Genomic DNA, 24,496 nt, shown 5'->3' on the forward strand with positions numbered 1-24,496 from the left:
GCTCGGCCCGACCGGGCGCGAAGCTCCGGGAGCCGGTCCCCGGAGATCCGGCCGCCCGGGTTCCGGTCGCCGGGGAGCCGGTCGCCGGGATTCCGGTCGCGGGGATTCCGGTCGCACGCGGCGTGGTCATCAGGTTCATGACTTCATCATCCTGATCCGAACGCACGTTCGCATCGCTGAACCGGGTGGATCTCGGCCACGGCGCCCGGGAACCGGCCCTGCGCCCTGGAACGGAGCCCGCCTCAGTGCCCCCGCCTCAGTGCTCGGTGTGGTACTCCCAGCCCGCGTCGTTGCTGTAGTGCAGCCGGTACCGGGTGACGATCTTCGGCCCCTCGTGCAGGTGGATGTGCCGGAGCAGGCGCCCGTGCACCGCCTCCGATTCGCGCAGCTCCTGCTCGCGCCCGTCCAGCGGCCCGCCGATGAACCGCACCTGTCGTTCCGGCATGCCCCGAGTCTCCGCGTTCCGCGCCGCGGCGATCCACCCCCGAACAGCGACCGGCTACCCGATCGGGTGAGAAACCGCGCGGGCCGTTGCGCGCGCGACCCCGGCTGCGGTGCGCCGAAGGCGGGCGGGGACGATTCGGGGGCCATGAATCTGACGGACCACCTGCCCGGCGCCCCTGACCCCGACGGCCTGCTCGAGGCGTTCACCACCTGGACTTCCGGGCACGGCATCGAGCTGTACCCGGCGCAGGAAGAGGCGCTGATGGAGGTGGTCACCGGCGCGAACGTCATCCTCAGCACCCCGACCGGGTCCGGCAAGAGCCTGGTCGCCACCGGAGCGCACTTCACCGCGCTGGCCGCGGGCGCGCGCAGCTTCTACACCGCGCCGATCAAGGCACTGGTCTCGGAGAAGTTCTTCGCGCTCGTCGACGTCTTCGGCCCGGACAACGTCGGCATGATGACCGGCGACAGCAGCGTCAACGCGGACGCGCCGATCATCTGCTGCACCGCGGAGATCCTGGCGAACATCGCGCTGCGGGACGGCGAACGCGCCGACGTGCGCCAGGTGGTGATGGACGAGTTCCACTTCTACGCGGAGCCGGAACGCGGCTGGGCGTGGCAGGTGCCGCTGCTGGAGCTCCCGCAGGCCCAGTTCGTGCTGATGTCGGCCACGCTCGGCGACGTCACCCGGTTCGAGCGGGACCTCACCCGCCGCACCGGCCGGGAGACCGCGGTGGTCAGCTCCGCCGAACGCCCGATCCCGCTGACGTTCCGCTACGCGATGACGCCGCTGCACGAGACGATCGAGGAGCTGCTCGGCGGCAACCAGGCACCTGTCTACATCGTGTACTTCAACCAGGCCTCCGCGCTGGAGCAGGCGCAAGGCCTGATGAGCGTCAACGTCGCCAGCCGCGAGCAGCGGGACCGGATCGCGGAGATGATCGGCGGCTTCCGGTTCACCGCCGGGTTCGGCAAGACGCTGTCCCGGCTGGTGCGCCACGGCATCGGCGTGCACCACGCGGGGATGCTGCCGAAGTACCGGCGGCTGGTGGAGCAGCTGGCGCAGGCGGGCCTGCTGAAGGTCATCTGCGGCACCGACACGCTCGGCGTCGGCATCAACGTGCCGATCCGCACGGTGCTGCTGACCGGGCTGACCAAGTTCGACGGGACCCGAACCCGGCACCTCAAGGCCCGCGAGTTCCACCAGATCGCCGGGCGCGCGGGCCGGGCGGGCTACGACACCGCGGGTTACGTCGTGGTGCAGGCTCCCGAGCACGAGATCGAGAACGCCAAGGCGCTGGCCAAAGCGGGCGACGACCCGAAGAAGCGGCGCAAGGTGGTGCGCAAGAAGGCGCCCGAGGGTTTCGTGTCCTGGAGCGAGAAGACCTTCGACAAGCTCGTCGAAGCCGAGCCGGAACCGCTGGTGTCCAGCTTCGGGGTCAGCCACTCGATGCTGCTGAACGTGATCAACCGCCCCGGCGACGCGTTCGCCGCGATGAAGCACCTGCTCACCGACAACCACGAGGACCGCCCGGCGCAGCGCAGGCACATCCTGCGCGCCATCGCGATCTACCGGGCGCTGCTGGCCGCCGGGGTCGTCGAGGAGCTGGCCGAGCCCGACGAGCAGGGCCGCCGGGTGCGGGTGACGGTGGACCTGCAGTTCGACTTCGCGCTCAACCAGCCGTTGTCCCCGTTCGCGCTGGCCGCGATCGAGCTGCTGGCGACCGACTCGCCGACTTACGCGCTGGACGTGCTGTCCATCATCGAGTCCACGTTGGACGATCCGCGGCAGGTGCTCTCGGCGCAGCAGTTCAAGGCCCGCGGTGAGGCCGTGGCGCGGATGAAGGCCGACGGGATCGAATACGACGAGCGGATGGAACTGCTCGAGGACATCACCTACCCGAAGCCGCTCGAAGACGTCCTCGAAGCCGCCTACGAGACCTACCGCAAGGGCCACCCGTGGGTCGCCGAGCACGAGCTGTCGCCCAAGTCGGTGGCCCGGGACATGTACGAGCGCGCGATGAACTTCGTGGAGTTCGTCAACCACTACGGGCTGGCCCGCTCGGAAGGGCTGGTGCTGCGCTACCTCGCCGACGTCTACAAGGCGCTGCGGCACACGGTGCCCGATGACGCCAAGACCGAAGAGCTCACCGACATCATCGAATGGCTCGGCGAGTTGGTGCGGCAGGTCGACTCGAGCCTGCTCGACGAGTGGGAGAGGCTGCGCAATCCCGGTGCCGAGGTCACCGCGGAGGCGCCGGCCGAGCAGGGGCCCGCGAAGCTCTCGCAGAACAAGCGGGCGCTGCGGGTGCAGGTGCGCAACGCGATGTTCCGCCGCGTGGAGCTGGCCGCGCGGCGCTGGACCGATCAGCTCGGCGAGCTGGATCCGGAGTTCGGCGCGCAGGCCTGGGACGAGGCGCTGGAGGGCTACTTCGCGGAGTACGACGAGATCGGCATCGACGCCGACGCGCGGGGCCCCGCGCTGCTCATGATCAGCGAGGAGGCCGGGCGCTGGCTGGTGCGGCAGATCTTCGCCGACCCGGAAGGCGATCACGACTGGGGCATCAGCGCCGAAGTCGACCTGGCCGCGACCGACGAACAGGGGCACGCCGAGGTGAAGGTGAAGTCGGTCGGTCCGCAGTAACGGCGTGTGCTGGTGGCCTCCGTCCGATTTCGCCCATAAGATCTACTTTCGGCCGCGATCGGAAGGAGCGACATGCCGCAGACCGTTGTCGCAGGCATTGATGGGTCCGACGAGTCGCAGCGGGCGCTGCGCTGGGCCGCGGAGTACGTGCAGAAGGTGGGAGGTCTGGTGCACGCCGTTTCGGTGTGGCACCAGCCGGTGCAGTTCGGCTACCGGCTGCCCACCTCGGATTCCGAGCTGGAGCAGCGCGCCCGGCAGCAGCTCGACAAGGTGGCCGAGGCGGTGCGCGCGGAGTTCCCGTCCGTCGACATCCGCGAGCGGCTGATCCGCGGGCACGTGGTGGACGAGCTGGTGGGGTTGTCGCCGCAGGCGGACATGATGGTGCTGGGCAACAAGGGGCACGGTGCGTTCACCGGCATGATGGTGGGCTCGGTGGCGTTGAAGCTCGTGCACCACGCCCGTTGCCCGGTTCTCGTGGTGCGGTAGCACCGAAATTTGCGCCGTGCGGTAGCACCGAAATCTGAGCCGTGCGGTAGCACCGAAATCTGAGCCGTGCGGTAGCACCGCCGGTTTGCGCTGAGCGCACCGCTGCGGCGAACCGCCGCCGATCGCCCCTGTTCCCGCCGAGAACAGGGGCGATCGCGCGTCGGATCCGGTGACCGGGTTCAGCCGTCCAGGTGCGCGGTGAGGAACTGACCGGCCTGCATCTGCTCCTCGAACTCGCTGAAGGTGCGGCCGTAGCTCGCGGCGACTTCCAGCGCCGGGTCGTGGCGCACGGTCCAGCCGAGCTTGCGCAGCTCGTCATCGGCGTCGGGCCGCTCTTCGCCGCTGAACAGCGAGGGCAGGTCCATGCCCCATTCCTTGGCCATCTCGATGAGCTGCTCGTTCTGCAGCGCCGCGGCGATGTTGCCCGCGAAGTGCTCGATGGAGACACGGCTGCCCGGCGCGGAGAACTGGGTCACGGTCTGCAGCAGTTGCGCTTCGGCCGCCGCGGGCAGGTAGGGCAGCAGCCCTTCGGCGAGCCACGCGGTGGGAACGCCGGTGTCGAAACCGGCGTCCTTGAGCGCGGTCGCCCAGTCGTCGCGCAGGTCGACCGGGATCGGGTGCCATTCGGCGGTGGGCTGCGCGCCGAGCTGCCGCAGGGTGTCGACCTTGAAGTCGATGACCTTCTGCTGGTCGATCTCGAACACGCGCATCCCGTCCGGCCAGTTCAGCCGGTGCGCGCGGGTGTCCAGGCCGGAGGCGAGGATGACGGCCTGGCGGGCCCCGCTCGCGGCGGCGCGCAGGAAGAACTCGTCGAAGTAGCGGGTCCGCACGCCGAGGTAGCCGCCCGCGAACTGCTGCAGGATCTCGGCCGCTTCGGGTCCTTTGAACTGCGGCGCATCCGCGGCCGCGGCCAGGTCGGCGGCGTAGGGATCGTTGATCAGCCGGTTCTCCTGGCGGGATTCGATCGCGCGGCCTTCGGCGACGGCCAGCGCGGTGAAGCCGACGCTGGAGACGATGTCCCATTGCTCGTGAACGGTCACGAGTGCACCTTTCCGTATGCCTTTCACATTCGTTGCCGACGAGGCTAACCGAAAGGTTGCGACACGCAACTATGTTGTGACGTGTTCGGCTTCCGGCTAATTGGGACGAATCGCATCCGTGCAGGTCACCGCCCAAGTCCGGTGCAAGATCGACTGATCGCGGTGATCCGTCTGAACTCAATGCAAATATTGAGCGTGCAGCAGGAAACGCGTCAACCGGTCGATCGCGGTCGTTTTCCGAGCGGAGTCCTCTCAGCCTTCCCGCCTGCGTTCTCCGCGGCGCTGCTCCTCGCGATAGCCGTAAGCGGCCTGCCGCACCGCCTGATCCGATTCCAGGCTCGATCCGAGCGCACCGGCGACCACGCCCATGGTGGTGAATCCCCAGGCCAGCGACACGTAGACGCTGAACTCCGCGTGCCCGAGCGTGCTGGTCAACAGATTCGTCGGCACCAGGAACAGCGCCACGAGCAGGTTGACCACGAACAGCCCGGCGTACATCGTGCTGACCCCGATCGTCAGCGTGAGCACGGTGGAGGTGTTGTAGAGCAGCACCTGCTCGCGGTCGCGCTCGCTGTTGCGCTGCCGCCGCTCCCAGAGCCCGTGCGCGGTGATCAGCCAGAACACCAGCACCGCGATCGAAGCCAGCGAGGCGATCACCTGCCGGGTCGTGCCGAGCAGGTCGCCGATCTGCCAGATGGTGCTGGACGAGAGCCCGAACGCGCTGGTCGCCAACGCCGCGGCGAGCGCGCTGCGCAGCCCGAAGACCAGTCGCCATGGCTGGTTGGTGCGCACCATCCCGCTGAGCAGCCGCGCCCGCCCGCGCGTTCGCGTGGCGGAGTAGCGCACGTCGACCTCGCCGTCCTGGTCCCGGCTTTCCCGGTGGATCGGGGCGACCAGCTCGGTGAGCTTGCTGTCCAGCCCGTGCCGGTTCTCCCCGCCGTCGTCGTCGCAGTTGAGCTCGTCCATCAGCTGCAGCACGACCTGCCGGGACCGGCGGTACGGCTGGGTGCCGCCGAGCGTGGGCAGCGAGACCACGCCCACGCGCTCGTCGATGTTCGCGTCCGCCACGACCGGTCTGCGGTTCGCCCGCACCGGCAGGTCGGTCAGGCAGATCGCGTAGTCCCAGTCGTGCTGGTCCATCCGCTCCCGGGTGGAGCGCAGGATGTCCCGGGTGTTGCGGCGGCCGGCGGTCACCGGGTCCACATCGACCTCGACGCGCCAGGTGTGCGTGTCGCCCAGCAGCTCCGGCAGTTCCTCGGCGAGGTAGCGGGCCACCCGCTCCGGCATGTCCGGGTCGGCGACCAGGCCCAGCGTGCGGTCCGGCTCGCCGGTTTCCGATGCTTCTCGCTGCGACTCCTCGCTGCTGCGGTGGTCGATCTCGTCGCGATCGGTGCCGGCCGAGCCTCCGGCCGTCTCGTCCTGCTCCTGCTGCGCTTCGTCCGGGGCCGTCCGGTCTCGGCCCGCTTCGCCCTGGTTCGCGGTGTCCGGAGCCGCGGTGTCCTGGTCGGCGGCGTCTTCGTCGGCTGCGCCCGGGTCCGCTGCGTTCTCGCCCGCCGCGTCGTCCGACGCATCCCGGTTCGCCGAGTTCGAGCCCGCCGAACTCGAGTCAGCTGTTCGCCGATCCCGATCGGTTTCCGGGCCGGACGAACCGTCGTGCTCGTCGGGGCTCGCGTCGTCCCGCGGTTCACCGGGCTGCTGCGCAGCGCTCATTCGCTGGATTCCTCCTGCTCCTGGTCGGTTGCCGCCCGCCCGGCAGCTGCGGTGCCCGTGCCGGTGCACCGGCCCCGGGGTATCCACTCGCGACAGCGGCAAACGCGGGTGATCGATCGATCACCGTGCGCGTTTCGCCCGCGGTAAGGTCGCACCCGGAGAAGATCAACGACCTCCCGGGGGCGGCGATGGGCGATCCTGCCTGGCACAACTCCAACAACTCGCAGGTGCACGGAAATTTCGTGCAGGCGGGCGTGATCAACGCCGAGCGGATCATCTTCGGGTCGTCCGAGCACGCGGGCCCGGCGATACCGGACACGCTGCCCGCGAAACCCACCGGATTCCTCGACCGCGAGCACGAGTCCGGCAAGCTCGACGAGCTCCTGCGCGCGGCCGAGGCCGCCGGAACCCAGCTGCTTGCGCTGCTGCCCGGGATGCAGGGGGTCGGCAAGACGACGCTGGCGGTGCACTGGGGCCGGTCGAACAAGCACCTGTTCCCGGACGGAGCGCTGTTCGCCGACCTGGCGGCTTCCGCTCCGGGCGGCCCTGCCGGTGCCGACGAGTTGCTCGGCGGGTTCCTGGCCCAGCTGGGTGTTCCGCCCGCGATGACTCCGGTGCGGACGGCCGATCGCCAGGCGGTCTTCCGCAACCTGACCAGCGGCCGCAGGATGCTGGTGGTGCTCGACGACGCGGCCAGCACCGCGCAGGTAACCGAGGTCATGCCCGCGTCGGAACGCAGCTGCGTCCTGGTGACCACGCGCAAAACCCTCGGGCTGGACGCGGTTTCGGTGCCGGTCGAACCGTTCGGCTCGGAGCACGCGGAGGCGCTGGCCGGGCGCGATCTCGGCGAACCGGTTTCGGACGACGACCGCGCGGCGCTGCGCAAGGTGGTCAACGCCTGCGGTGGCCACCCGCTGGCGCTGGATCTGCTGCGCGGCAAGCTCGCCGGGCGGGTACCGCTCGCCTCCTATGTGGACGGAATCCTGTCCCGCGGGCTGCTGCCGCGGCTGCGGTTCGACGACGGGGCCGAGCTCTCCGAGGTCGCGTTCAAAGCGGTGCACGAGGAGTTGTCCGCCGCGCAAGAACGCGCTTTCCGGCTGCTGGGGGCGCATCCCGGTGCCACGTTCTCGGCGCGCACGGCCGCCGCGATGCTCGACCTGCCGGAGTTCGAGACCACCGAACTGCTGGACGACCTGCAGCGCCTGCGGTTGTTGAGCAGGGCGGGCGGGCGCTACCGGTTCCACGCGCTCACCCGGCTGTACGTCGCCGACCACGGCCGCGAAGCGGGTGACGCCGGCGAGCTCGCCGCGGCGCTGAGCAGGATGGTCGTGGACTACCACGAATTCGCGATCGGGCGGGACAAGGTGCTGTCCGGGCGGCGCCGGATCAGCGAGCAGCGCTACGCCGCGGTGCCCACTGCCCACAGTGGACCGGACGCGCGCGGGGAGGCGCTGCGGGACCTCGCCGAGGAACGGCCGAACCTGCTCGCCGCGGTGCGCACCGCCGCCGACCTCGCGATGTGGGAACAGGTGTGGCAGCTGTGCGAAAGCCTGCACCCGTACTACTCGGACCGCGCGCTGTACGGGGATTGGCTGGACAGCCACGAACTCGGCGTTTCCGCCGCGGAGGAGATCGCCGACCCGGCGGCGCAAGCTCGGATGCGCTGGCAGTACGGCGCCGCGTTGTTCGCGGTGCACGAGGATTCCGCCGCCGCGGAGCAGTTCGAGCGGGCGCGTGCGCTCGCGGTGGCGCACGGAGATGCGTGGGGCGAGCAGAGCGCCACCGAGTGGGCCGGGTTCGTGCTGGAACGGACGGGTTCGCTCGAAGCCGCGCTGGAATGCTTCGACCGCTCCAAGGCGATCGTGTCGGAGCGGTTCCCGGCGCAGCGCCGGCGGCGCCCGCTTGCGCTCCACAGGATGCACGCGGGCCGGGTCCTGGTGCGGCTCGGCCGGTTCGCGGAGGCGCAGGAGTTGTTGCGGGACGCCGCCGAGGTCTTCGAAGACCTCGGTGAGCCCGGGAACGTGGCCAAGGTGCTGCTGCCGCTGGCACAGGCGCAGCTGCGCACGGCGGAGCCCGCGGCCGCGTTGGAGCAGGCTCGGCTCGCGCTGGATTCCTTCGTGCGGCTGCGGATTCCCGATTGGCGGGTCGATGCGCTGGAGCTGCTCGGCGAGATCCACGAACGGCTCGGCGATCGGGAAGCGGCGAGCACGTGCGCGCGGGAAGCCGCTGAAGTCGCGACCGTGCTCGGCCAGCAGCGCGCGCAAGCGCTGTGGGACCGCGCCGAGCAGGACGGTCCGTCGCGGTCTTAGGAGTCGTTTCAGTATGATTTTCGGTCTTGTCTTGTCAGCGGCGGAGCCGCTGAGGTTCCGCTACCGGCACCGCTACGCAAATCATTCTGAAAGAATTTCTTAGAGCTTCAGGCGGCGATGTCGGCCGCGAGCCGGTCGGTGGCGCTGCTGGGCTCGCGACCGAGGAGCTCGGTCATCAGCGGATCGGCCGTTGCGAAGTAGCCGTCGCGGCCGGCCTGGTACCAGGTGAGCATGAGGCGGGCCGCCTGTTCCGGCACGCCGTTCGTGATCTCCTCGGCGACCCACTGTTCGTCGTCCAGGACGGTGCGCTCGATGGTGCGCCCGGTCAGGTCGGAGGCGATCGCCGCGAGATCGTCGAAGGTGACGGCCCTCGGCGCGGTGAGCGTGATCGGGCCGTCGAAGGCGCGGTCGCCGGCGAGGACGACCGCGGTGGCCTCGGCCACGTCCGCGCGGTCGGTGTACGGGACGGGACCGTCTTGCGGTCGGGCGATCTCACCAGTCTGCTGCCACGGGCCGAGTACCTGGTCGAGGGGGCCGTAGGCGCCGTTGCGCAGTGCGGTCCAAGCGACCGGGGACGTCGCGAGGATCGACTCGGTGGCGATGTGCAATTCGGACGGCAGATACGGGTTGCCGGGCACCGCGGCCTGCTGGCTCGTGTAGAGGATCCGCCGGGCACCGGCCGCGACGGCGGCCTCGATGGCGTTGCGGTGCAGGCCGACCACGTCGGCCGCCGGATCGTTGCCCGATACCAGGAGCACCTGCTCGGCACCGGCGAACGAGTTGCGCAGCGCGGCCGGATCTTCGTAGGAGCCCTGCCGCACGCGGACGCCGCGATCGGCGAAGTGCTGCGCCTTGGCGACGTCGCGGACGCTTACGCCGATGTGATCGGCGGGCACGCGATCGAGGAGGTTCTCGACGGTGGCGCTGCCCAGCCCACCGGTGGCGCCGGTGACAACGATCATGCTCGTGGCCTCTCTCCCCGTCCGCCCGCACCGCATCCGCCCTGGTGGCGGGCGGCAGCACAAATCGACCGTACAGGACAGCTTCGACTTGCCTGCGACAGTAGGTCGGCAACGCCCTCGCTCTCGAACGCGGCACTGCTCTGGACGGCGACCGCCGCACCACCTACCTGCTTGATCATCGGACCGATCAAGTGCCGTTGCGGTACCGGTCGGCGACCACATAGGACACGGTCACGGGCACGCCGTTGACCGCGGTCTGCTGAGCGAGCTCGCCGAGGCGGTTGCCCGCTGCGAGCCATCCGTGCACAGCGGAGGCGAAGCACGCCGGGTCGCACGAGCCCGGCCGTGCAGCGGTGATCCGCACCGTCTCGCCCGTGCTGGTCCTTACCAGGCACGAGTCGCCGGCCACCGCCGCAGCGACGCGCGCACCGGGCCGCCCGGCCAGCGCTTCGGCGAGGCACTGCTCGACATCCGGCCAGTCCTCGGTGAGCACCACCACGTCGGCGATTCCGCGCAGCCGCCGGCCGGGATGGTTCGCGGTGACCACCAAGTGACTGTCCGCGGGAGACTCCCCGGCGCGCAGCATTTCCGCCGCGAACCGCCGCACGCGCAGCGAACCGTCCGCAAGCACCTCGGCTTGCGCGTAGGCCGCCGTCGGGCGCCAGCTCCACGGTCGCGCGGGCAGCCCGGTGAGGTCGTCCGGCGGCACCGGCGGTTCGGTCGCGGGTTCGGGAAGCCGCAGCATCTCGTAGCACAACCGGCGCAGCCGATCGGCCGCCTCGTCCGGGCAGGACGTCACGAGTTCGTTGATGGCGCCGAACTTCCCGGCCGTCCTGGCCGCATCGTCCAGCCTGGGCCGGACCGGTTCGCCGCCGGACAAGCGAGGGGCGGTTCGCCCGACAATGTCCACTATGGACCCCGGTGCGACCTCGGACTCCGGGAAGGCGGCCAGCAGCGTCGGTTTTCCCAGCGCTGCGCCGTAAGTGGTCACCGAGCCGTGGTCGCCGAGCACGTAGTCCGCGGCGATCAGCGCCGCGCGCCAACCGAATTCCGGTGGCACCACGACCAGCCCGGAACGCTCGTGCGGCGCCAGCATCCGGTGGACCTCGCTGCTGCCGTGCCCGTACCAGATGTTCGGGTGCAGGATCGCGGCGATCCGGAACTCGTCGGCCGGGAACTCGGCGAGCAGCTCGGCGAACAGCTGCGGAGCGCGCCCCAGCACCGACTCGGTCCACCAGGTCGAACTGACCACCAGCAGGGTGCGCCCGTCCGCACCGAGCGCGCGCCGGTAGGCCGGGCGCCACGGCAGGCTCGCGCGCAACCGGTCGTAGCAGGCGTCGCCCGCGACCACAGCGCTGCCGGCTGCCTCCGGGACCGCCTCGGCGAGCTGGATCCGTTGCTGCTCATGGGAAAGCACCAGCGCCGAGGCGATGGGACGTCCTTCGTAGAGCACCCACTGCGGGTCGAGGCCGAACGCCCGCCGCCCGTCTCTGGTCTCCGGTCTCCGGTCTCCGGTCTCCGGTCTCCGCGGCAAAACTTTAGTGTAGCGAATTCCGTGCGGTATCGAGAGAATCGGTGCCTCGACCTCCACCAGCCCGCCCAGGTTGGCGGCGATCGCCAGGTCGAACCGGGTCAGCAGCGCCTGATTCCACGGCACGAGCGGGATTCCGCGGTCGGCGAGCATGCGGTGCAGTCCGTCCGGGAACGGATCCGAACCGTTCCACGTGTAGCTGAGCTGGACCCGGAAGTCGCCTTCGAACAGCGCGAGCACGTCCAGCAGCCGCGTCATCGCCGTGACGTTGTGCACGACGACGAGCACAGTCCGTTGCGGCGCAACGGTTCGCCAGCGCGCGGCTTGCGTCCCGATCGTGCGCACCAGCCCGTCGCTCAACCTGCGCTCCTCGCCAGCATGGGCACACGGTAGCCGTTCGCGCGCAGGAATCGGATGATCGACTCCCGGTAGTCGTGCCGCGCCAGCACGTCGGTCGCCCGCCGCCGGATCATCGCGCGTTGTTCCGGCGTGCAGCGCAACGCCCTCCGCAGCGCTCGGGCCAGTTCCGCGGGGTCGCCGGGTTCGGCGAGGAATCCGGTGACCCCGTCGGTGACCTGCTCGGTCAACCCGCCGGTCCGCGTCGCCACGACCGGTGCGGCACCCGCCGCGTACGCCTCCAGCGGGACGCGGCCGAACGGTTCGCTGCGGGACGGCACCACCACCGCGCGCAACGCGGGATGACCGAGCATTCCCCGCACCGCCGGGTCGAAGTCGGCCAGGAAAGTCACCGGGAGCCCGTGCAGCGCCGCGGCGAGTTCCCGCTGGTAGGCGGTTCGCCCAGGGGTTTCGCTGACGGCGGCCAGCACGACGTGCGGCCGGGCATCGGCACCCAGCAGCCGCAGCGCCTCGATGAAGTCGCCGAATCCCTTGTACGGCTCGGCCCTGCCGAAAGCGAGCACGAAACCTCGTTGCGCCGCAACGGGAACGTCCGCCACCGGTGGCCGCTCGGAGTCGAGCAGCCCGTCCGGCAGCGGCACCAGCGCCGAGTCCGGAACTCCGTGATCCCGGCGCAGATGCTCGGCCATGAACCGGGAGATCCAGCCGATCCGCGCGCCGCGACGCGCCGCGGCCCGCAGGCATCGGCGTTCCCACTGCACCCGTTCGGTGTCGTGCGGTTGGTGCAGCAGGCCGGTGGAACGCGGCACGAGCACCAGCCGGACCTCGGGCGGTACCGCCTCCGCCAATCCCAGGAACGGCACGTCGAAAGCGACGCACAGCACGGAATCCCCTTGCCGCACAACGCGTTCCCGCAGAACACGCGAGGTTTCCCGGGCAAGGTGGCGGAAATCCGGCAGAGTCCCGAATCGATCAGCGCCGCAGGTGCCGTTCCCGACCGGATGAACCTCGGCCCGGCGCAGCATCGCCCGGGTTTCGGCGTGCCACTCCGCGTGGTACTCGGCGCCTGCCGGGTCCAGCCGGACCGGCAGCACAACCAAGCGCACCTGTGGCGGCAACACCTCGGCCAGCACGCTCAAGAACGCGCGGTTGGCCGCGCCCGCGCCGGTCCCGCACCCGAAGTACCCGTCGTGCACCGCCACGGCCACGGTCGATCCCATCCGATCATGGTCGCAAAGGACGCCGCGCGGGCAAGAAGCTCACCGCCACGCCGCGGCGCGCAGCAGCCGCAACCCGTTGAGCCCGACCAGCACGGTGGAACCCTCGTGCCCGGCCACGCCCAGTGGCAACGGCAACTCGCCGACGAGATCCCACACCACCAGCACGGCGATGAACGAACCGGCGATGACCAGGTTCTGCCGCACCAGCCGCCGAGCACGCCGTGCCAGTCCGGCGACCTTCGGCACCGCCGCGAGTTCGTCGCGGACCACCACCGCGTCCGCGGTCCGCAGCGTCAGGTCCGACCCGGCGCGGCCCATCGCCACACCGACGTGCGCGGCCGCCAGCGCGGGCGCGTCGTTGATGCCGTCGCCGACGGCCAGCGCGGGCTCGCCGAGCCCGCGCACCGCCTCGACCTTCTGGTCCGGCAGCAGGTCCGCGCGCACGTCGTCGATCCCGGCCTCCGCGGCGATCCGCTCGGCAGCGGGCGCGTTGTCGCCGGTCAGCAGCGTCGGCCCGGTTCCGGTCAGGGATCGGAACCCGCGCACCGCGGCCGCCGCGTCCGGGCGCAACCGGTCGGTGAGCCCGAGCACCGCGGCCTGCGCACCATCGACGACGACCACTACGGCGGTGCGCCCGGAGGCGGTGACCTCGGCGACCCGCCCGGTGGACTCGTCCGGCCTGCGCACTTCGACGCGGTGCCCGGAAACCGTGGCGGCGACACCCCGGCCGGGCAGCGCCTGGAAATCCGTCGCCTCCAGCACGTCGAGACCGCGTTCCCGTGCCGCGGAGACCACGGCCCTGCCCAGCGGATGTTCGCTGTAGAGCTCCGCAGCCGCGGCCAGCTCGAGCGCGCGCTGCTCGTTGTGCCCAGGTTCGGCCCGCAGCTCGGCAACACGCGGCACGCCTTCGGTGAGCGTGCCGGTCTTGTCCAGCGCGACCCGCCCGGCGTCGGCCAGCCGCTCCATCACCACCGCCGACTTGACCAGCACGCCGTGCCTGCCCGCGTTGGCGATCGCGGACAGCAACGGCGGCATCGTCGCCAGCACCACCGCGCACGGCGAGGCGACGATCATGAAGGTCATCGCCCGCAGCAGCGCGCCTTCCAGCGCCTCGCCGAACAGCAGCGGAATCCCGAACACCGCCAAGGTCGCCACGACCACGCCGACCGAGTAGCGCTGCTCCACCTTCTCGATGAACAGCTGCGTCGGCGCCTTCGTCGCGCCCGCCTCGGCGACCATCGCCACGATGCGCGCGATCACCGACTCCGAGGCGTCCCGGCTCACCCGCACCCGCAGCGCCCCGGAACCGTTGAGCGTGCCCGCGAACACCTCGTCGCCGCCGGTCTTGGCGGCGGGCACCGGTTCACCGGTGATGCTGGACTGGTCGACCTCGCTGCCGCCCGCGACGACCTCGCCGTCCGCGCCGATCCGCTCGCCGGGGCGGACCAGGATCTCGTCGCCGACGTCCAGGTCTTCGGTGCGCACGGTGCGTTCTTCGCCGTCGCGCAGCAGCACCGCCGTGTCCGGTGCGAGGTCGAGCAGCCCGCGCACGGAGTCCTCGGTGCGCGCGGTCGCGAAGGCCTCCAGCGCACCGGAGGTGGCGAAGATGACGATGAGCAGCCCGCCGTCGGAGACCTGCCCGATCGCCGCCGCACCGATCGCGGCCACGATCATCAGCAGGTCCACGTCGAGCGTCTTGTCCCGCAACGCCTGCAGCCCGGCCCAGGCCGGCTCCCACCCGCCGGTGACGTAGCAGGTCAGGTACAGCGCCCAGCTCAGCCACAACGGGCCGCCGCCCAGGTCCGCGGCCAAGCCGAGCAGGTAGGCGGCCAGCGCGGCGCCCGCCCAGCGGGCCTCGGCGAGCGCGAACAGGCCGCGCTTGCTCGCGGGCGCGGACTCCCCGGCGGCGGCCGGGCGGGTGAGCGTGGTCGGCATCGCGGCTCCTCTGCTGTGCGGACGCCGCCAAGATACATGAATGACTGCTCAGGTGTTCAATCGTTCAGACCGTAATCATCGGCCGCAAATCATCGGACGGGGCATCGAACCCCTGCCGATACACTGCGCCCATGGGTCACGGAGTCGAGGCCAGGGCGACGCCCGCCGCGAAGCTGGACGCGGCATCCGCGTCCTCGGTGGCCGAGACGCTGCAAGCGCTGGCCACGCCCTCGCGGCTGTTGATCCTGAGCGAACTGCGCCAGGGCGCCCGGCCGGTCGGCGAACTCGCCGAAGCCGTGGGCATGGAACCCTCCGCGGTGTCCCACCAGCTGCGGCTGCTGCGCTCGCTGGGCCTGGTCAGCGGGAACCGGTCCGGCCGCAGCGTCGTGTACTCGCTCTACGACAACCACGTCGCGCAGCTGCTGGACGAGGCCGTTTACCACATCGAGCACCTGCGGCTGGGCGTCTCGGACTGACCGGGATCACCGCGGCGCGTACATGATCACGCCGACGCCCGCCAGGCACAGCGCCGCGCCGATGAGGTCCCAGCGGTCCGGCCGGAACCCGTCGACCAGCACACCCCACAGCAGCGAGCCCGCGACGAACACCCCGCCGTAGGCGGCGAGGATGCGGCCGAAGTGCGCATCGGGCTGCAACGTCGCCACCAACCCGTAGACACCGAGCGCGATCACTCCCGCGCCCATCCACAGCAGACCCTTGTGCTCCCGCACGCCCTGCCACACCAGCCACGCGCCGCCGATCTCGGCGAACGCGGCCAGCACGAAGAGCACGACCGAACGCAGAACCTGCACGCCGCGGAGCTTACTTGCGCGCGAGCGCAAGATCCCCGTGCCCGTCCCCTGGCGCAGCACGCCGTCCGGAGCTTCGAGGGGTTCCGAGAAGAAACCTCAACCGGTTGACGACCGCACCGGCCGCGGGCCGATCGCGACGAACCGGAACGCGCGCCTCGGTGCGCTCGGTCGTGGTCGTTGGACCGGCCCATTAGGAACCGCAGGATTCAGCGGGCGTGCCCGGCGGCCTCAGTGGCGTGCCGATCGGCCTCATCGGCGGCGGCGAGGTCGGCGCCCGCGGACGTGAGGTTGATCCGCGCCAGCTCGGCCGCCGATCGGGCGCAAGCCGCGGCCAGCGTGGCGGCGGTGCGCGCATCCCCGCGCAGCGCGGGAGTGGCATCGCCGGCGAGTTCGGCCGCCAGCGCCGCGACCTCGGCGGCCACCTCGGCCAGTTTCGCGGGCGGTCCCGCCGCCCCGGCCAGCGCCTCCCGCACCGCCTCGGCCCGCGCGGGATCCTCGCCGCTGCGCCGCTGCGCGGCCAGCACCGCTTGGTACGCCTCGGAATCGGCCACCGCGAGCTCGGTCGCCCGCTGCCGCAACGCCTCCGCCCGAGCCGCCCGGGAGGACGAACGGATCAGCCGCGCCGTCATCGCCGCCAGCCCGGCCGCCGATGCGACGGTGACCGCGCCGACCACGCCGCCGGTGGCGGACGGAGTCGGCGCGGCCACCTCGTCCAGGAAATCCCGCACGCTCGCGTCGAGATCGGTCAACTCAGCCCCACGACCTGGCCGTGCTCGTCGATGTCGATCTGCTCGGCCGCCGGATGCGAACCGAGCCCGGGCATCGTGCGCATGTCCCCGCAGATCGGGTACACGAAGCCGGCGCCGACCGAGGCCCGGACCTCCCGCACCGGCAGCGTCCAGCCGGTGGGGGCGCCCAGCAGCGTCGGGTCCGAACTCAGCGACAGGTGCGTCTTGGCGATGCACACCGGCAAGGCGCCGAAACCGTTCGCCTCGTAGTCCCGCAACGAGCGGGCCGCGGCCGGCGTGTAGCTGACGCCGTCCGCCCCGTACACCCGGCGGGCGATCACGTCGATCTTCTCCCGCAGGCTCGCCGAATCCGGGTAGAGCGGCTCGAAGCTGCTGGGCTCCTCGGCGGCCTCCACCACCGCCTCGGCCAGGTCCTTCGCGCCCTTCCCGCCGTCGAGGAAGTGGCTGCTGATCGCGACGCGGGCACCCGCGGCTTCGGCGACCTCCCGGATCGCGGCGTGCTCCGAGGGGTGGTCGCTGGGGAAGGCGTTCACCGCCACCACCGGCGAGACCCCGTGCATCCGGATGTTCTCGATCTGCTTGCGCAGGTTGGCCGCCCCGGCCAGCACGTCGTCCGGGTTCTCCGCGAGCAGTTCCGGCGGCAGCGGCCGGCCCGCGACGATCCGGTAGTTGCCGGAGTGCGCCTTCAACGCCCGCACCGTGGCCACCAGCACCGCCGCGTCCGGGCGCAGGCCGGAAGCCCGGCACTTGATGTTGAAGAACCGCTCCGCGCCCATGTCCGCGCCGAACCCGGCCTCGGTCACCACGTAGTCGGCGCAGCGCATCGCGATCCGGTCGGCCACCACCGAGGAGTTGCCGTGCGCGATGTTGCCGAACGGTCCCGCGTGCACGAAAACCGGAGTGTTCTCCGTGGTCTGCATCAGGTTCGGCTTGATCGCCTCGCGCATCAGCACCGTCATCGCCCCGGCCGCGCGCAGCTGCTCGGCGGTGACCGGGGTTCCCTCGGAGGTGTAGGCGACGACGATGTGGCCCAGCCTGCGCCGCATGTCGTGCAGCGAGTTCGACAGCGCGAGCACCGCCATCACCTCGCTGGCCGCGGTGATGTCGAACCCGGTCTGCCGCGGCGTGCCGTCCGCGCTCCCGCCCAGCCCGGTCACGATCGAGCGCAGGTCCCGGTCGTTGACGTCGAGCACCCGCCGCCAGGTGATCCGGTGCGGGTCGATGCCCAGCTCGTTGCCCCGGTGCAGGTGGTTGTCCAGCATCGCGGAGAGCAGGTTGTGCGCGGCGGTGACCGCGTGCATGTCGCCGGTCAGGTGCAGGTTCAGCGACTCCATCGGCACCACTTGGCTGTAGCCGCCGCCGGCGGCGCCGCCCTTGATGCCGAACGTGGGGCCCATCGACGGCTGGCGGACCGCCACCGCCGAGTTGTGCCCCAGGTACCGCAGCCCCTGCCCGAGTCCCACGGTGGTGGTCGTCTTGCCCTCGCCGAGCGGTGTCGGGGTGACCGCGGAGACGACCACGTAGCGGGCGGGCGGTCGGTCGGCGAGTTCCTCGGCCGCGTCCAACGACACCTTCGCCACCTGGCTGCCGTACGGTTCCAGCAGGTGCGGGCCGAGTCCGAGCTGCGCGGCCACCTCGTCGATCGGACGCAGCGTGCTCGCGCGGGAGATGTCCAGATCGGACGGAATGCTCATGCGGGAACCTCCTGGATCCGGGCGAGCGCCGCATCGCGCCACTGGGCGGTCCGGGTGATTTCGTTGAACGTGTACAGGTGCCAGCCCGCGATCCCCGGTGCGGGTTCGTCCAGGTACGGCCACAGGCCGTCCACGAGGGAGTCCGGGTTGTAGGGCGCCAGCAGTTTGCTGACCATGCCGTGCTGCTTGCGCAGGAACCGCAGCGACTCGCCGAGCCCGATCTTCATCGACACCCGAAGCAGCTTGGTCACGTCCACCGCTCCCGGGAGTCCGATGTGGATCGGAAGCAGCACGCCGCGGGCGCGGACCTCGCCGAGCCAGGCCGCGATGCGCTGCGGGTCGTAGCAGATCTGCGAGACCGCGTAGTCGGCGTAACCGGCCTTGTCGGTCATGGCCCGCACGGTGGCCTCGTCGGACAGGAAGGCGTGCCGCTCCGGGTAGCCGCTGATGCCGACCCGCCCCGGCCTGCGGCCGAGCTCGTCCATCCTGCGCAGCAGCGCCAGCGCGTCCGGGAATTCCCCGGCGGGCGCCGGGGAGTCACCCGCGATCACGAACACCTCGCCGCTGCCCAGCGCCTCCGCCCGGTCCAGCAGGCCGGACAAGTGCGCGGAGTCCTTGATGGACCGGGCCGCCAGGTGCGGCACGACCCGCATCCCCACCGCGGCCAGTTGCGCCCCGGTGGCCAGCGTCGCCTCGGGCCCCTTGGCCGCCGAGGACGTGACCGTGACCGTGGTGCCCGCGGGCAGCTGCTCGCAGCGCTGCACCGCTCCGCGCACCGGCAGCACCTCGAACCGGGCGCTGCACAGCAATTCCTCGAGTCGCTGGAATCCGGTGTCCATGATGGCCCGCCCAGCTACGCCGTGGCCGCGCGCTGCGCGGTCTTCGGGATGTCCTTCTGCGGGTCCAGGAAGGGCTTTTCGACCACCTCGGCCTGCTGCGGGCCGTGCTGGGTGTGCACCACGAGCTCGGTGCCGAACTCCTGGTAGGCCACCGGGACCATGGCGAAGCCGATGTTGCCCTCCACCCGCGGCGAGTGGCAGGCCGAGGTGACCTCGCCGATGCGCAGCCCGTGCGGGTCGTGCACGTCGAACGGCTCGATCATGTTGCCGTCGTTGAACGAACCGATCGAGGGCCCGCCGATCCGCACGCCGACCAGTTTGCGGGCCACCCCTTCGGACTTGATCCGGGTCAGGGCTTCCTTGCCGATGAAGTCGGATTCCTGGTTCAGGTCGACCATCCAGGTCTTCTCGAAGCCGTAGCCCGCCTCGAACGGGTTGGTGTCATAGGTGATGTCGCAACCCCAGGACAGGATCCCGGCCTCGATGCGGCGGATGTGGCACGGGCCGATCACGGTCATCCCGTGCGGCTCGCCGGCCTCCCAGATCGTCTCCCACAGCTTCACGCCGTCGCGGCTGGCGTGGTGCAGGTAGATCTCGTAGCCCAGTTCCGCGGTGTAGCCGGTGCGGGAGACCACGACCTGCATCCCGTTCAGCTCGCGGTCCACCGCGTAGTAGTACGGAACGTCCAAAATGGACTCGCCGAACAGGTCGACCATCACGTCGCGCGACTTCGGCCCCTGCACCTGCACCGGCCCGACATCGGGCTCGCGGATCTGCACGTCCATGCCGAGGTTGTGCGCCAGGCCCTTCGCCCACAGCAGCACGTCGCTGTCGGCCAGCGACAGCCAGAAGTGGTTCTCGCCCAGCCGCAGCAGCACCGGGTCGTTGATGATGCCGCCGTCCTCGGCGGTGACGAACACGTACTTGCACTGCCCGACGCGGCACTTGTTCAGGTCGCGCGGCACCAGCATGTTGGTGAACTCGAAGGCGTCCGGGCCGGTGATCTCGACCTGCCGTTCCACCCCGACATCCCAGAGCGTCACCCCCTCCAGCAGCGCCCAGTACTCAGCGACCGGGTCACCGTAGTGCCGGGGGTGGTACGTGTGGTTGTAGACGCTGTAGAGGCCCACGCCGTGCTGCCTCGATGCGTGGAAGAACGGCGATTTGCGCAGCCGGGAGTACTGCAGGATGCCCGGATTCGGGTTGACGGCCATGGGCTGATGCTCCTTAGAAAGTTCTTTCAGAGTGGGTTTGCGTGGCGGTGCCGGTAGCGGAACCTCACAAAGATCAAAAAGAAGTGTGCTGATGCTCCTTAGCGGCGAGTGGGTTGATTTCCCGGCCTCGGCGAGGGATGCGGGAGCCGCACCTCGGCGGAATCACCGGGTGGTTGTGCGTTTCTCGGCAGGCGGATCCGTTGCCGGGCTGGTTCAGCAGCGCATCCGGGACATGTCCGGGTCGAACACCGGGTCGGCGACGACCGTTGCCGGATGTCGCCGGTCGAAGTAGGACACCCGCAGTTCGGTGCCGGGTTCGGCGAGTTCCGCGGGGATCCAGGCGTAGGCCAGGCTCGCGCCCGCGGAATGCCCGTAGCCCGCGCTGGTGGTGAACCCGGCCGCGGTGCGCCCGGAGCCGGCGAACACCGGCTCGGAGCCCATCAGCACCGTGCCGTCGTCGATGCGCAGGCAGCACAGCCGCCGCCGCACGGGTTGCTCCCGGCGCCGCAGCAGCGCGTCGCGCCCGACGAAATCGCCCTTGTCCGGCTTCACCGCGAACGCCAGCCCGGCCTCGTCGGGGTCGTGCTCGCTGGACATGTCGCCGCCCCAGGCGCGGTAGCCCTTCTCCAGCCGCATCCCGTTGAACGCGCCGCGCCCGGCGGGGAAGATCCCGTGCTCGGTGCCCTGGGCGGCCAGCAGGTCCCACAGCCGCCTGCCGAACTCCGCCGAGGTGTACAGCTCCCAGCCCATTTCGCCCACATAGGACAGTCGAAGCGCGGTCACCGGCACCTCGCCGACGTGCAGCCGCTTGGCGCGGAAGAACCGGAACGCCTCGTGCGAGACGTCCTCGTCGGCCAGCGGTGCGAGCACTTCGCGCGCCTTCGGCCCCCACAGGCCGATGCAGCAGGTGCCGCCGGTGATGTCGCGGACCGCCGTGGTCTCGTCGGCGTGCCTGCGCAGCCAGGCGATGTCGCGGGGTCCGTTGCAGCCGACCTGGAACTCGGTCTCGGACAGCCGCGCGACGGTGATGTCGGCGCGGATTCCGCCGGTGTGCTCCAACATCAGCGTGTAGGTCACGTAGCCGGGTTTGCGGTCGAGCTGGTTGGTGGTCAGCCGCTGCAGCAGTTCCAGCGCGCCGCGGCCGCTGACTTCCGCGCGCGCCAGCGAGGTCATGTCGAACATCGCGACCCGCTCCCGCGCGGCCAGGTGCTCGGCGGCCACGATCGGCGAGAAGTAGCGGCCCGCCCACTCGCCGGGGGCGACGATTTCCCGGCCGGCCACGAGATGTTCGTTGCAGTCGTACCAGTGCGGCCGCTCCCAGCCGTTGGCTTCCAGGAACACCGCGCCGAGCTGTTCCTCCCGCTCGTGGAACGGGGTGGTGCGCAGCGGCCGGGGGCGCGCGGGCGGCTGCTGCGGGTGGATCACGTCGTAGACCTCGCGGAAGCTCTGCGCGCTGCGTTCGGCCACGTAGGACGAGCTGTGCGCGAACTCCTCGAACCGGCGCAGATCCGCCGCGCGCAGGTCCAGCCGCGGCGAGCCTTCGGTCAGCCACTCCGACATCGCCCGGCCGACGCCCGCGGAGTGGGTGATCCACACCGCCTCGGCGACCCAGAAGTTGTCGATCTCCCGGGACGGGCCGAGCACCGGCATCCCGTCCGCGGTGAACAGCATCAGCCCGTTCATGCCCTCCGCGATCTCCGCGCGGCCGAGCGCGGGCAGCAGCTCGCAGGCGTCGTCCCAGGGCTGCTTGAAGTCCTGCGGCGTGAACGGGTGCACGGAGGACATGCCCTTCCACGCGCCGCCGTCGGACGGAGCCTCCGCGCCGCCGCCCCGCGGAGCGCTCGGCGCCAGGTCCGCGGCCTGCACGGGAAGCACGCGGTGCTGGTAGGAACCGATGCCCCAGCGGTCGTGGATCTGCCGGAAGTACATCGAGCAGTCCTGGTGGCGCAGCAGCGGCTGGGTCACCTCGTCCCCGCCGGCGGCCTTGCTGGCGCCGAGATCGGCGATCGGGCCGGTGACCGCGTACTGGTGCGCGACCGGTTGCACCGGGATGGACACCCCGGCCAGCGAGCCGATCTTCGGCCCCCAGATCCCCGCGCAGCACAGCACCGTCTCCACCTCCACCGAGCCGTCGGTCGTGCGCACCGCGCGGACCCTGCCGCCGGTCACGTCGAACCCGATCACCTCGGTGTTTCCCCGGAACCGGACGCCACGGCGAGTGGCCTCGCGGGCCATCGCCTCGGCCGCGCGCACCGGTTTCGCGATGCCGTCGGTGGGCACGTACAACCCACCGTGAATGCGGGACGGGTCGAGCTGCGGGATGCGGTCGTGCACCTCGTTCGGCCCGATCAGTTCCGCGGGCACGCCCCACGCGGCGGCGAGTCCGCGCTTGCGCTCCAGGTCGTCCCAGCGGGCTTCGGTGGCCGCGACCTCGATGCCGCCGACCTGGTGGAAGCACCGGCGCCCGTCGAGTTCCTCGGCGCTGAACCGCTCGACGGTGTAGGCGGCCAGTTTGGTCAACAACTCCGAAGCGTTGGTCTGGAACACCAATCCCGGTGCGTGCGAAGAGGAACCACCGGTGGCGAACAAGGGTCCTTGGTCCACGACGAGAACGTCGGTGACCCCGGCGCGCGCGAGGTGGTACGCCGTGGAGCAGCCGACGACGCCCGCCCCCACGATCATGATCCGCGCACTGGTGTCCATGTGCAGCCCCCTGGCTCACGAATCTGGTTTCCGGAGCACCGGTGCTGGACTCCGGGAAGATTTCGGCTTGGTTGACGCAGATTCGCTCTCGCGCGACCGGTCCGGGTGCCTGCGGAACACCTCCGGAGGGACTTTCGGAGGTGTTGCGCTCCTCACAACTGGCTGCGTTATGAGCAACAGTGCGCCTGGATCAGGGCGGGCGTCAAGGACACGGAGGGGCGAATTTTCGTTGGCATGATCGGCTTTCCGCGGCTCGATCGGAGCGCTTGATCGACATCGCTGGGCCACTGAGGCGATCCCGCTTGTCGCGGTGTCCCGGCGTGGCTAACCTCTGCCGCACAAGGACATCTGGCGTTCTCGCCGAGTGGGTGATCAGATGCGATCCCGCCCTCCACAAGCTCCGGAACTCCCGGAACCTCCCGCGCGCCTGTGGCGTCCGGCCGAGCCCAAGCGCGGCTACGACGTGGTGATCGTCGGCGCGGGCGGGCACGGACTGGCGACCGCCTACTACTTGGCCCAGGAACACGGGATCCGGGACGTCGCGGTATTGGAACGCGGCTGGCTCGCGGGCGGGAACATGGCCCGCAACACCACGATCATCCGCTCCAACTACCTGCTCGACGAGAGCGCCGCGCTCTACGGGCACGCCCTGGACCTGTGGGAGCGGTGGCCGGCCGAACTGGACCACGACTTCCTGCTCAGCCAGCGCGGGGTGCTCAACCTGGTGCACACCGAGCAGGAGATCCGGGACGCGCGGCGGCGGGTGTTCGCCAACGGCCTCAACGGAATCGACGCCGAGTTCGTCGGTCCGGAGGAGATCGCCGAACTGTGCCCGGTGCTGGATGTCTCGCCGCACAAGCGATATCCGGTCCGCGGCGCCACTTGGCAGCCGCGGGCCGGGATCGCCAAGCACGACCACGTCGCGTGGGCGCTGGCGCGGCGCGCCGACCAGCTCGGCGTCGATCTGATCGAGAACTGCGAAGTCACCGGGTTCGTCATGGACGGTGCGCGGGTCGCGGGAGTGCGGACCTCGCGCGGGGACATCGCCGCCGGCCGGGTCGGGCTCGCCGCCGCCGGGCGGACCAGCGCGCTCACCGAGACCCTCGGGCTGCGGTTGCCGCTGCAGAGCCATCCGTTGCAGGCCATGGTCTCCGAGCTGCTGGAGCAGGTGCACCCGTGCGTGGTGATGTCGAACCACGTGCACGTCTACTGCAGCCAGGCGCACAAGGGGGAATTGGTCCTCGGCGCGGGGATCGACACCTACAACGGCTACGGGCAGCGCGGGTCGGTGCACGTGCTGGAGCAGCAGCTCGCCGCGGCGGTGGAGCTGTTCCCGATGTTCGCGCGGGCGCACGTGATCCGGACTTGGGCGGGCGTCGTGGACGTCACGCCGGACGCCTCGCCGATCATCGGGCCCACGCCGGTGGAGGGCCTGTTCGTCAATTGCGGATGGGGCACCGGCGGGTTCAAGGCGACTCCGGCCGTCGGCCGGGTGTTCGCGCACACCGTTGCCACTGGTGCGCCGCATCCGCTCAACGAGCCCTACGGGCTGGAGCGGTTCCGCACCGGGGCCCTCATCGACGAACACGGCGCCGCTGCCGTGGCGCACTGAAGAATGTTTGAAAGGTGGTTTGCGTAGTGGGTCGCTTAGCGGAACCTCAGACGCCGTCTCGCTGCGGGATCTCGTCCTGAAGTAGCGCCCTACTCGGCGGCTGAGCTGTCCTCGCGAGACGACGCCTGAGAACCCGCGGCGGTGCCGGTTGCTCAGGTGGTCCGCCGCAAGCGGCTGCGCCGCTTCCAAGGCCGAACACAAGAGCGTGCCGCCACGCAAAAGGCGCAGCCGCGCC

At 70.7% G+C, this 24,496-nt stretch carries 18 protein-coding genes; 5 read left to right on the plus strand and 13 right to left on the minus strand.

What is annotated here, in order from left to right; genetic code table 11:
• Positions 1-256: 256 nt before the first annotated feature.
• Positions 257-445, minus strand: coding sequence for a DUF8847 domain-containing protein (locus tag INP57_RS20485; RefSeq protein ID WP_200071907.1), 189 nt, complete (start codon positions 443-445; stop codon positions 257-259).
• 144 nt (positions 446-589) lie between these two features.
• Here INP57_RS20485 and INP57_RS20490 point away from each other — a divergent pair, with 144 nt between their 5' ends.
• Both INP57_RS20490 and INP57_RS20495 read left to right on the plus strand, forming a co-directional pair.
• Positions 590-3,088, plus strand: coding sequence for a DEAD/DEAH box helicase (locus INP57_RS20490; protein WP_200071908.1), 2,499 nt, complete (start codon positions 590-592; stop codon positions 3,086-3,088).
• Between the two features lie 72 nt (positions 3,089-3,160).
• The gene (locus tag INP57_RS20495) at positions 3,161-3,574 is read left to right on the plus strand and encodes a universal stress protein (protein ID WP_200071909.1); all 414 of its coding nucleotides are present in this window, start codon (positions 3,161-3,163) and stop codon (positions 3,572-3,574) included.
• Between the two features lie 179 nt (positions 3,575-3,753).
• Here the strand turns inward: INP57_RS20495 and INP57_RS20500 are convergent, their stop codons facing one another.
• Both INP57_RS20500 and INP57_RS20505 read right to left on the minus strand, forming a co-directional pair.
• Entirely contained in the window at positions 3,754-4,614 is an 861-nt protein-coding gene (locus INP57_RS20500; protein ID WP_200071910.1) for an SAM-dependent methyltransferase, read from the minus strand.
• A gap of 252 nt (positions 4,615-4,866) precedes the next feature.
• Complete coding sequence (locus tag INP57_RS20505) at positions 4,867-6,324, minus strand: 5,10-methylene-tetrahydrofolate dehydrogenase (RefSeq protein WP_233627966.1); 1,458 nt, start codon at positions 6,322-6,324, stop codon at positions 4,867-4,869.
• Between the two features lie 188 nt (positions 6,325-6,512).
• Here INP57_RS20505 and INP57_RS20510 point away from each other — a divergent pair, with 188 nt between their 5' ends.
• On the plus strand, positions 6,513-8,633 hold the full coding sequence (locus INP57_RS20510) for a tetratricopeptide repeat protein (RefSeq protein ID WP_200071911.1): 2,121 nt from the start codon (positions 6,513-6,515) through the stop codon (positions 8,631-8,633).
• Between the two features lie 107 nt (positions 8,634-8,740).
• Here INP57_RS20510 and INP57_RS20515 read toward each other — a convergent pair whose 3' ends face one another.
• From INP57_RS20515 to INP57_RS20530, 4 genes are all read right to left on the minus strand, one after another.
• A complete protein-coding gene (locus tag INP57_RS20515) occupies positions 8,741-9,595 on the minus strand; it encodes an NmrA family NAD(P)-binding protein (protein ID WP_200071912.1) in 855 nt (284 codons plus the stop codon).
• A gap of 187 nt (positions 9,596-9,782) precedes the next feature.
• A complete protein-coding gene (locus tag INP57_RS20520; protein ID WP_200071913.1) occupies positions 9,783-11,486 on the minus strand; it encodes a hypothetical protein in 1,704 nt (567 codons plus the stop codon).
• Positions 11,483-12,703, minus strand: a complete 1,221-nt coding sequence (locus INP57_RS20525) for a glycosyltransferase family 4 protein (protein ID WP_200071914.1) — start codon at positions 12,701-12,703, stop codon at positions 11,483-11,485. The genes INP57_RS20520 and INP57_RS20525 overlap by 4 nt, the downstream gene beginning before the upstream one ends.
• Before the next feature lie 39 nt (positions 12,704-12,742).
• A complete protein-coding gene (locus INP57_RS20530) occupies positions 12,743-14,638 on the minus strand; it encodes a heavy metal translocating P-type ATPase (protein WP_200071915.1) in 1,896 nt (631 codons plus the stop codon).
• A gap of 131 nt (positions 14,639-14,769) precedes the next feature.
• Between INP57_RS20530 and INP57_RS20535 the strand changes: the two genes are divergently transcribed.
• Entirely contained in the window at positions 14,770-15,114 is a 345-nt protein-coding gene (locus tag INP57_RS20535; protein WP_200071916.1) for an ArsR/SmtB family transcription factor, read from the plus strand.
• Between the two features lie 6 nt (positions 15,115-15,120).
• On the opposite strand, the gene INP57_RS20540 is transcribed toward INP57_RS20535, so the two are convergent.
• From INP57_RS20540 to INP57_RS20565, 6 genes are all read right to left on the minus strand, one after another.
• Positions 15,121-15,450, minus strand: coding sequence for a YnfA family protein (locus INP57_RS20540; protein WP_200071917.1), 330 nt, complete (start codon positions 15,448-15,450; stop codon positions 15,121-15,123).
• A 206-nt stretch (positions 15,451-15,656) separates the two neighbouring features.
• Positions 15,657-16,199, minus strand: a complete 543-nt coding sequence (locus INP57_RS20545) for a cyclodeaminase/cyclohydrolase family protein (protein WP_200071918.1) — start codon at positions 16,197-16,199, stop codon at positions 15,657-15,659.
• A complete protein-coding gene (locus INP57_RS20550; RefSeq protein ID WP_200071919.1) occupies positions 16,196-17,893 on the minus strand; it encodes a formate--tetrahydrofolate ligase in 1,698 nt (565 codons plus the stop codon). Before INP57_RS20550 ends, INP57_RS20545 begins: the two co-directional genes overlap by 4 nt.
• Positions 17,890-18,732 carry a methylenetetrahydrofolate reductase gene (locus INP57_RS20555; RefSeq protein ID WP_200071920.1) on the minus strand — a complete coding sequence of 281 codons (843 nt, stop codon included), beginning with the start codon at positions 18,730-18,732 and terminating at the stop codon, positions 17,890-17,892. Before INP57_RS20555 ends, INP57_RS20550 begins: the two co-directional genes overlap by 4 nt.
• Positions 18,733-18,746: 14 nt before the next feature.
• Positions 18,747-19,946, minus strand: coding sequence for a glycine cleavage T C-terminal barrel domain-containing protein (locus tag INP57_RS20560; protein ID WP_200071921.1), 1,200 nt, complete (start codon positions 19,944-19,946; stop codon positions 18,747-18,749).
• A 213-nt stretch (positions 19,947-20,159) separates the two neighbouring features.
• Positions 20,160-22,649: a GcvT family protein gene (locus INP57_RS20565; RefSeq protein ID WP_200071922.1), complete on the minus strand. Its 2,490-nt coding sequence runs from the start codon at positions 22,647-22,649 to the stop codon at positions 20,160-20,162.
• A 376-nt stretch (positions 22,650-23,025) separates the two neighbouring features.
• Between INP57_RS20565 and INP57_RS20570 the strand changes: the two genes are divergently transcribed.
• Positions 23,026-24,261, plus strand: coding sequence for a sarcosine oxidase subunit beta family protein (locus tag INP57_RS20570; protein WP_200071923.1), 1,236 nt, complete (start codon positions 23,026-23,028; stop codon positions 24,259-24,261).
• Positions 24,262-24,496 lie beyond the last annotated feature (235 nt).

Origin of the sequence: Saccharopolyspora galaxeae, from assembly GCF_016526145.1 — a bacterium.
GTDB classification, from domain to species: Bacteria; Actinomycetota; Actinomycetes; order Mycobacteriales; family Pseudonocardiaceae; genus Saccharopolyspora_C; species Saccharopolyspora_C galaxeae.

Coding starts and splice junctions, on each gene's coding strand:
- INP57_RS20485 (WP_200071907.1), bottom strand. CDS start 445: ATGCCGGAACGACAGGTGCGGTTCATCGGCGGGCCGCTGGACGGGCGC.
- INP57_RS20490 (WP_200071908.1), top strand. CDS start 590: ATGAATCTGACGGACCACCTGCCCGGCGCCCCTGACCCCGACGGCCTG.
- INP57_RS20495 (WP_200071909.1), top strand. CDS start 3,161: ATGCCGCAGACCGTTGTCGCAGGCATTGATGGGTCCGACGAGTCGCAG.
- INP57_RS20505 (WP_233627966.1), bottom strand. CDS start 6,324: ATGAGCGCTGCGCAGCAGCCCGGTGAACCGCGGGACGACGCGAGCCCC.
- INP57_RS20510 (WP_200071911.1), top strand. CDS start 6,513: ATGGGCGATCCTGCCTGGCACAACTCCAACAACTCGCAGGTGCACGGA.
- INP57_RS20515 (WP_200071912.1), bottom strand. CDS start 9,595: ATGATCGTTGTCACCGGCGCCACCGGTGGGCTGGGCAGCGCCACCGTC.
- INP57_RS20525 (WP_200071914.1), bottom strand. CDS start 12,703: ATGGGATCGACCGTGGCCGTGGCGGTGCACGACGGGTACTTCGGGTGC.
- INP57_RS20530 (WP_200071915.1), bottom strand. CDS start 14,638: ATGCCGACCACGCTCACCCGCCCGGCCGCCGCCGGGGAGTCCGCGCCC.
- INP57_RS20535 (WP_200071916.1), top strand. CDS start 14,770: ATGGGTCACGGAGTCGAGGCCAGGGCGACGCCCGCCGCGAAGCTGGAC.
- INP57_RS20550 (WP_200071919.1), bottom strand. CDS start 17,893: ATGAGCATTCCGTCCGATCTGGACATCTCCCGCGCGAGCACGCTGCGT.
- INP57_RS20555 (WP_200071920.1), bottom strand. CDS start 18,732: ATGGACACCGGATTCCAGCGACTCGAGGAATTGCTGTGCAGCGCCCGG.
- INP57_RS20560 (WP_200071921.1), bottom strand. CDS start 19,946: ATGGCCGTCAACCCGAATCCGGGCATCCTGCAGTACTCCCGGCTGCGC.
- INP57_RS20565 (WP_200071922.1), bottom strand. CDS start 22,649: ATGGACACCAGTGCGCGGATCATGATCGTGGGGGCGGGCGTCGTCGGC.
- INP57_RS20570 (WP_200071923.1), top strand. CDS start 23,026: ATGCGATCCCGCCCTCCACAAGCTCCGGAACTCCCGGAACCTCCCGCG.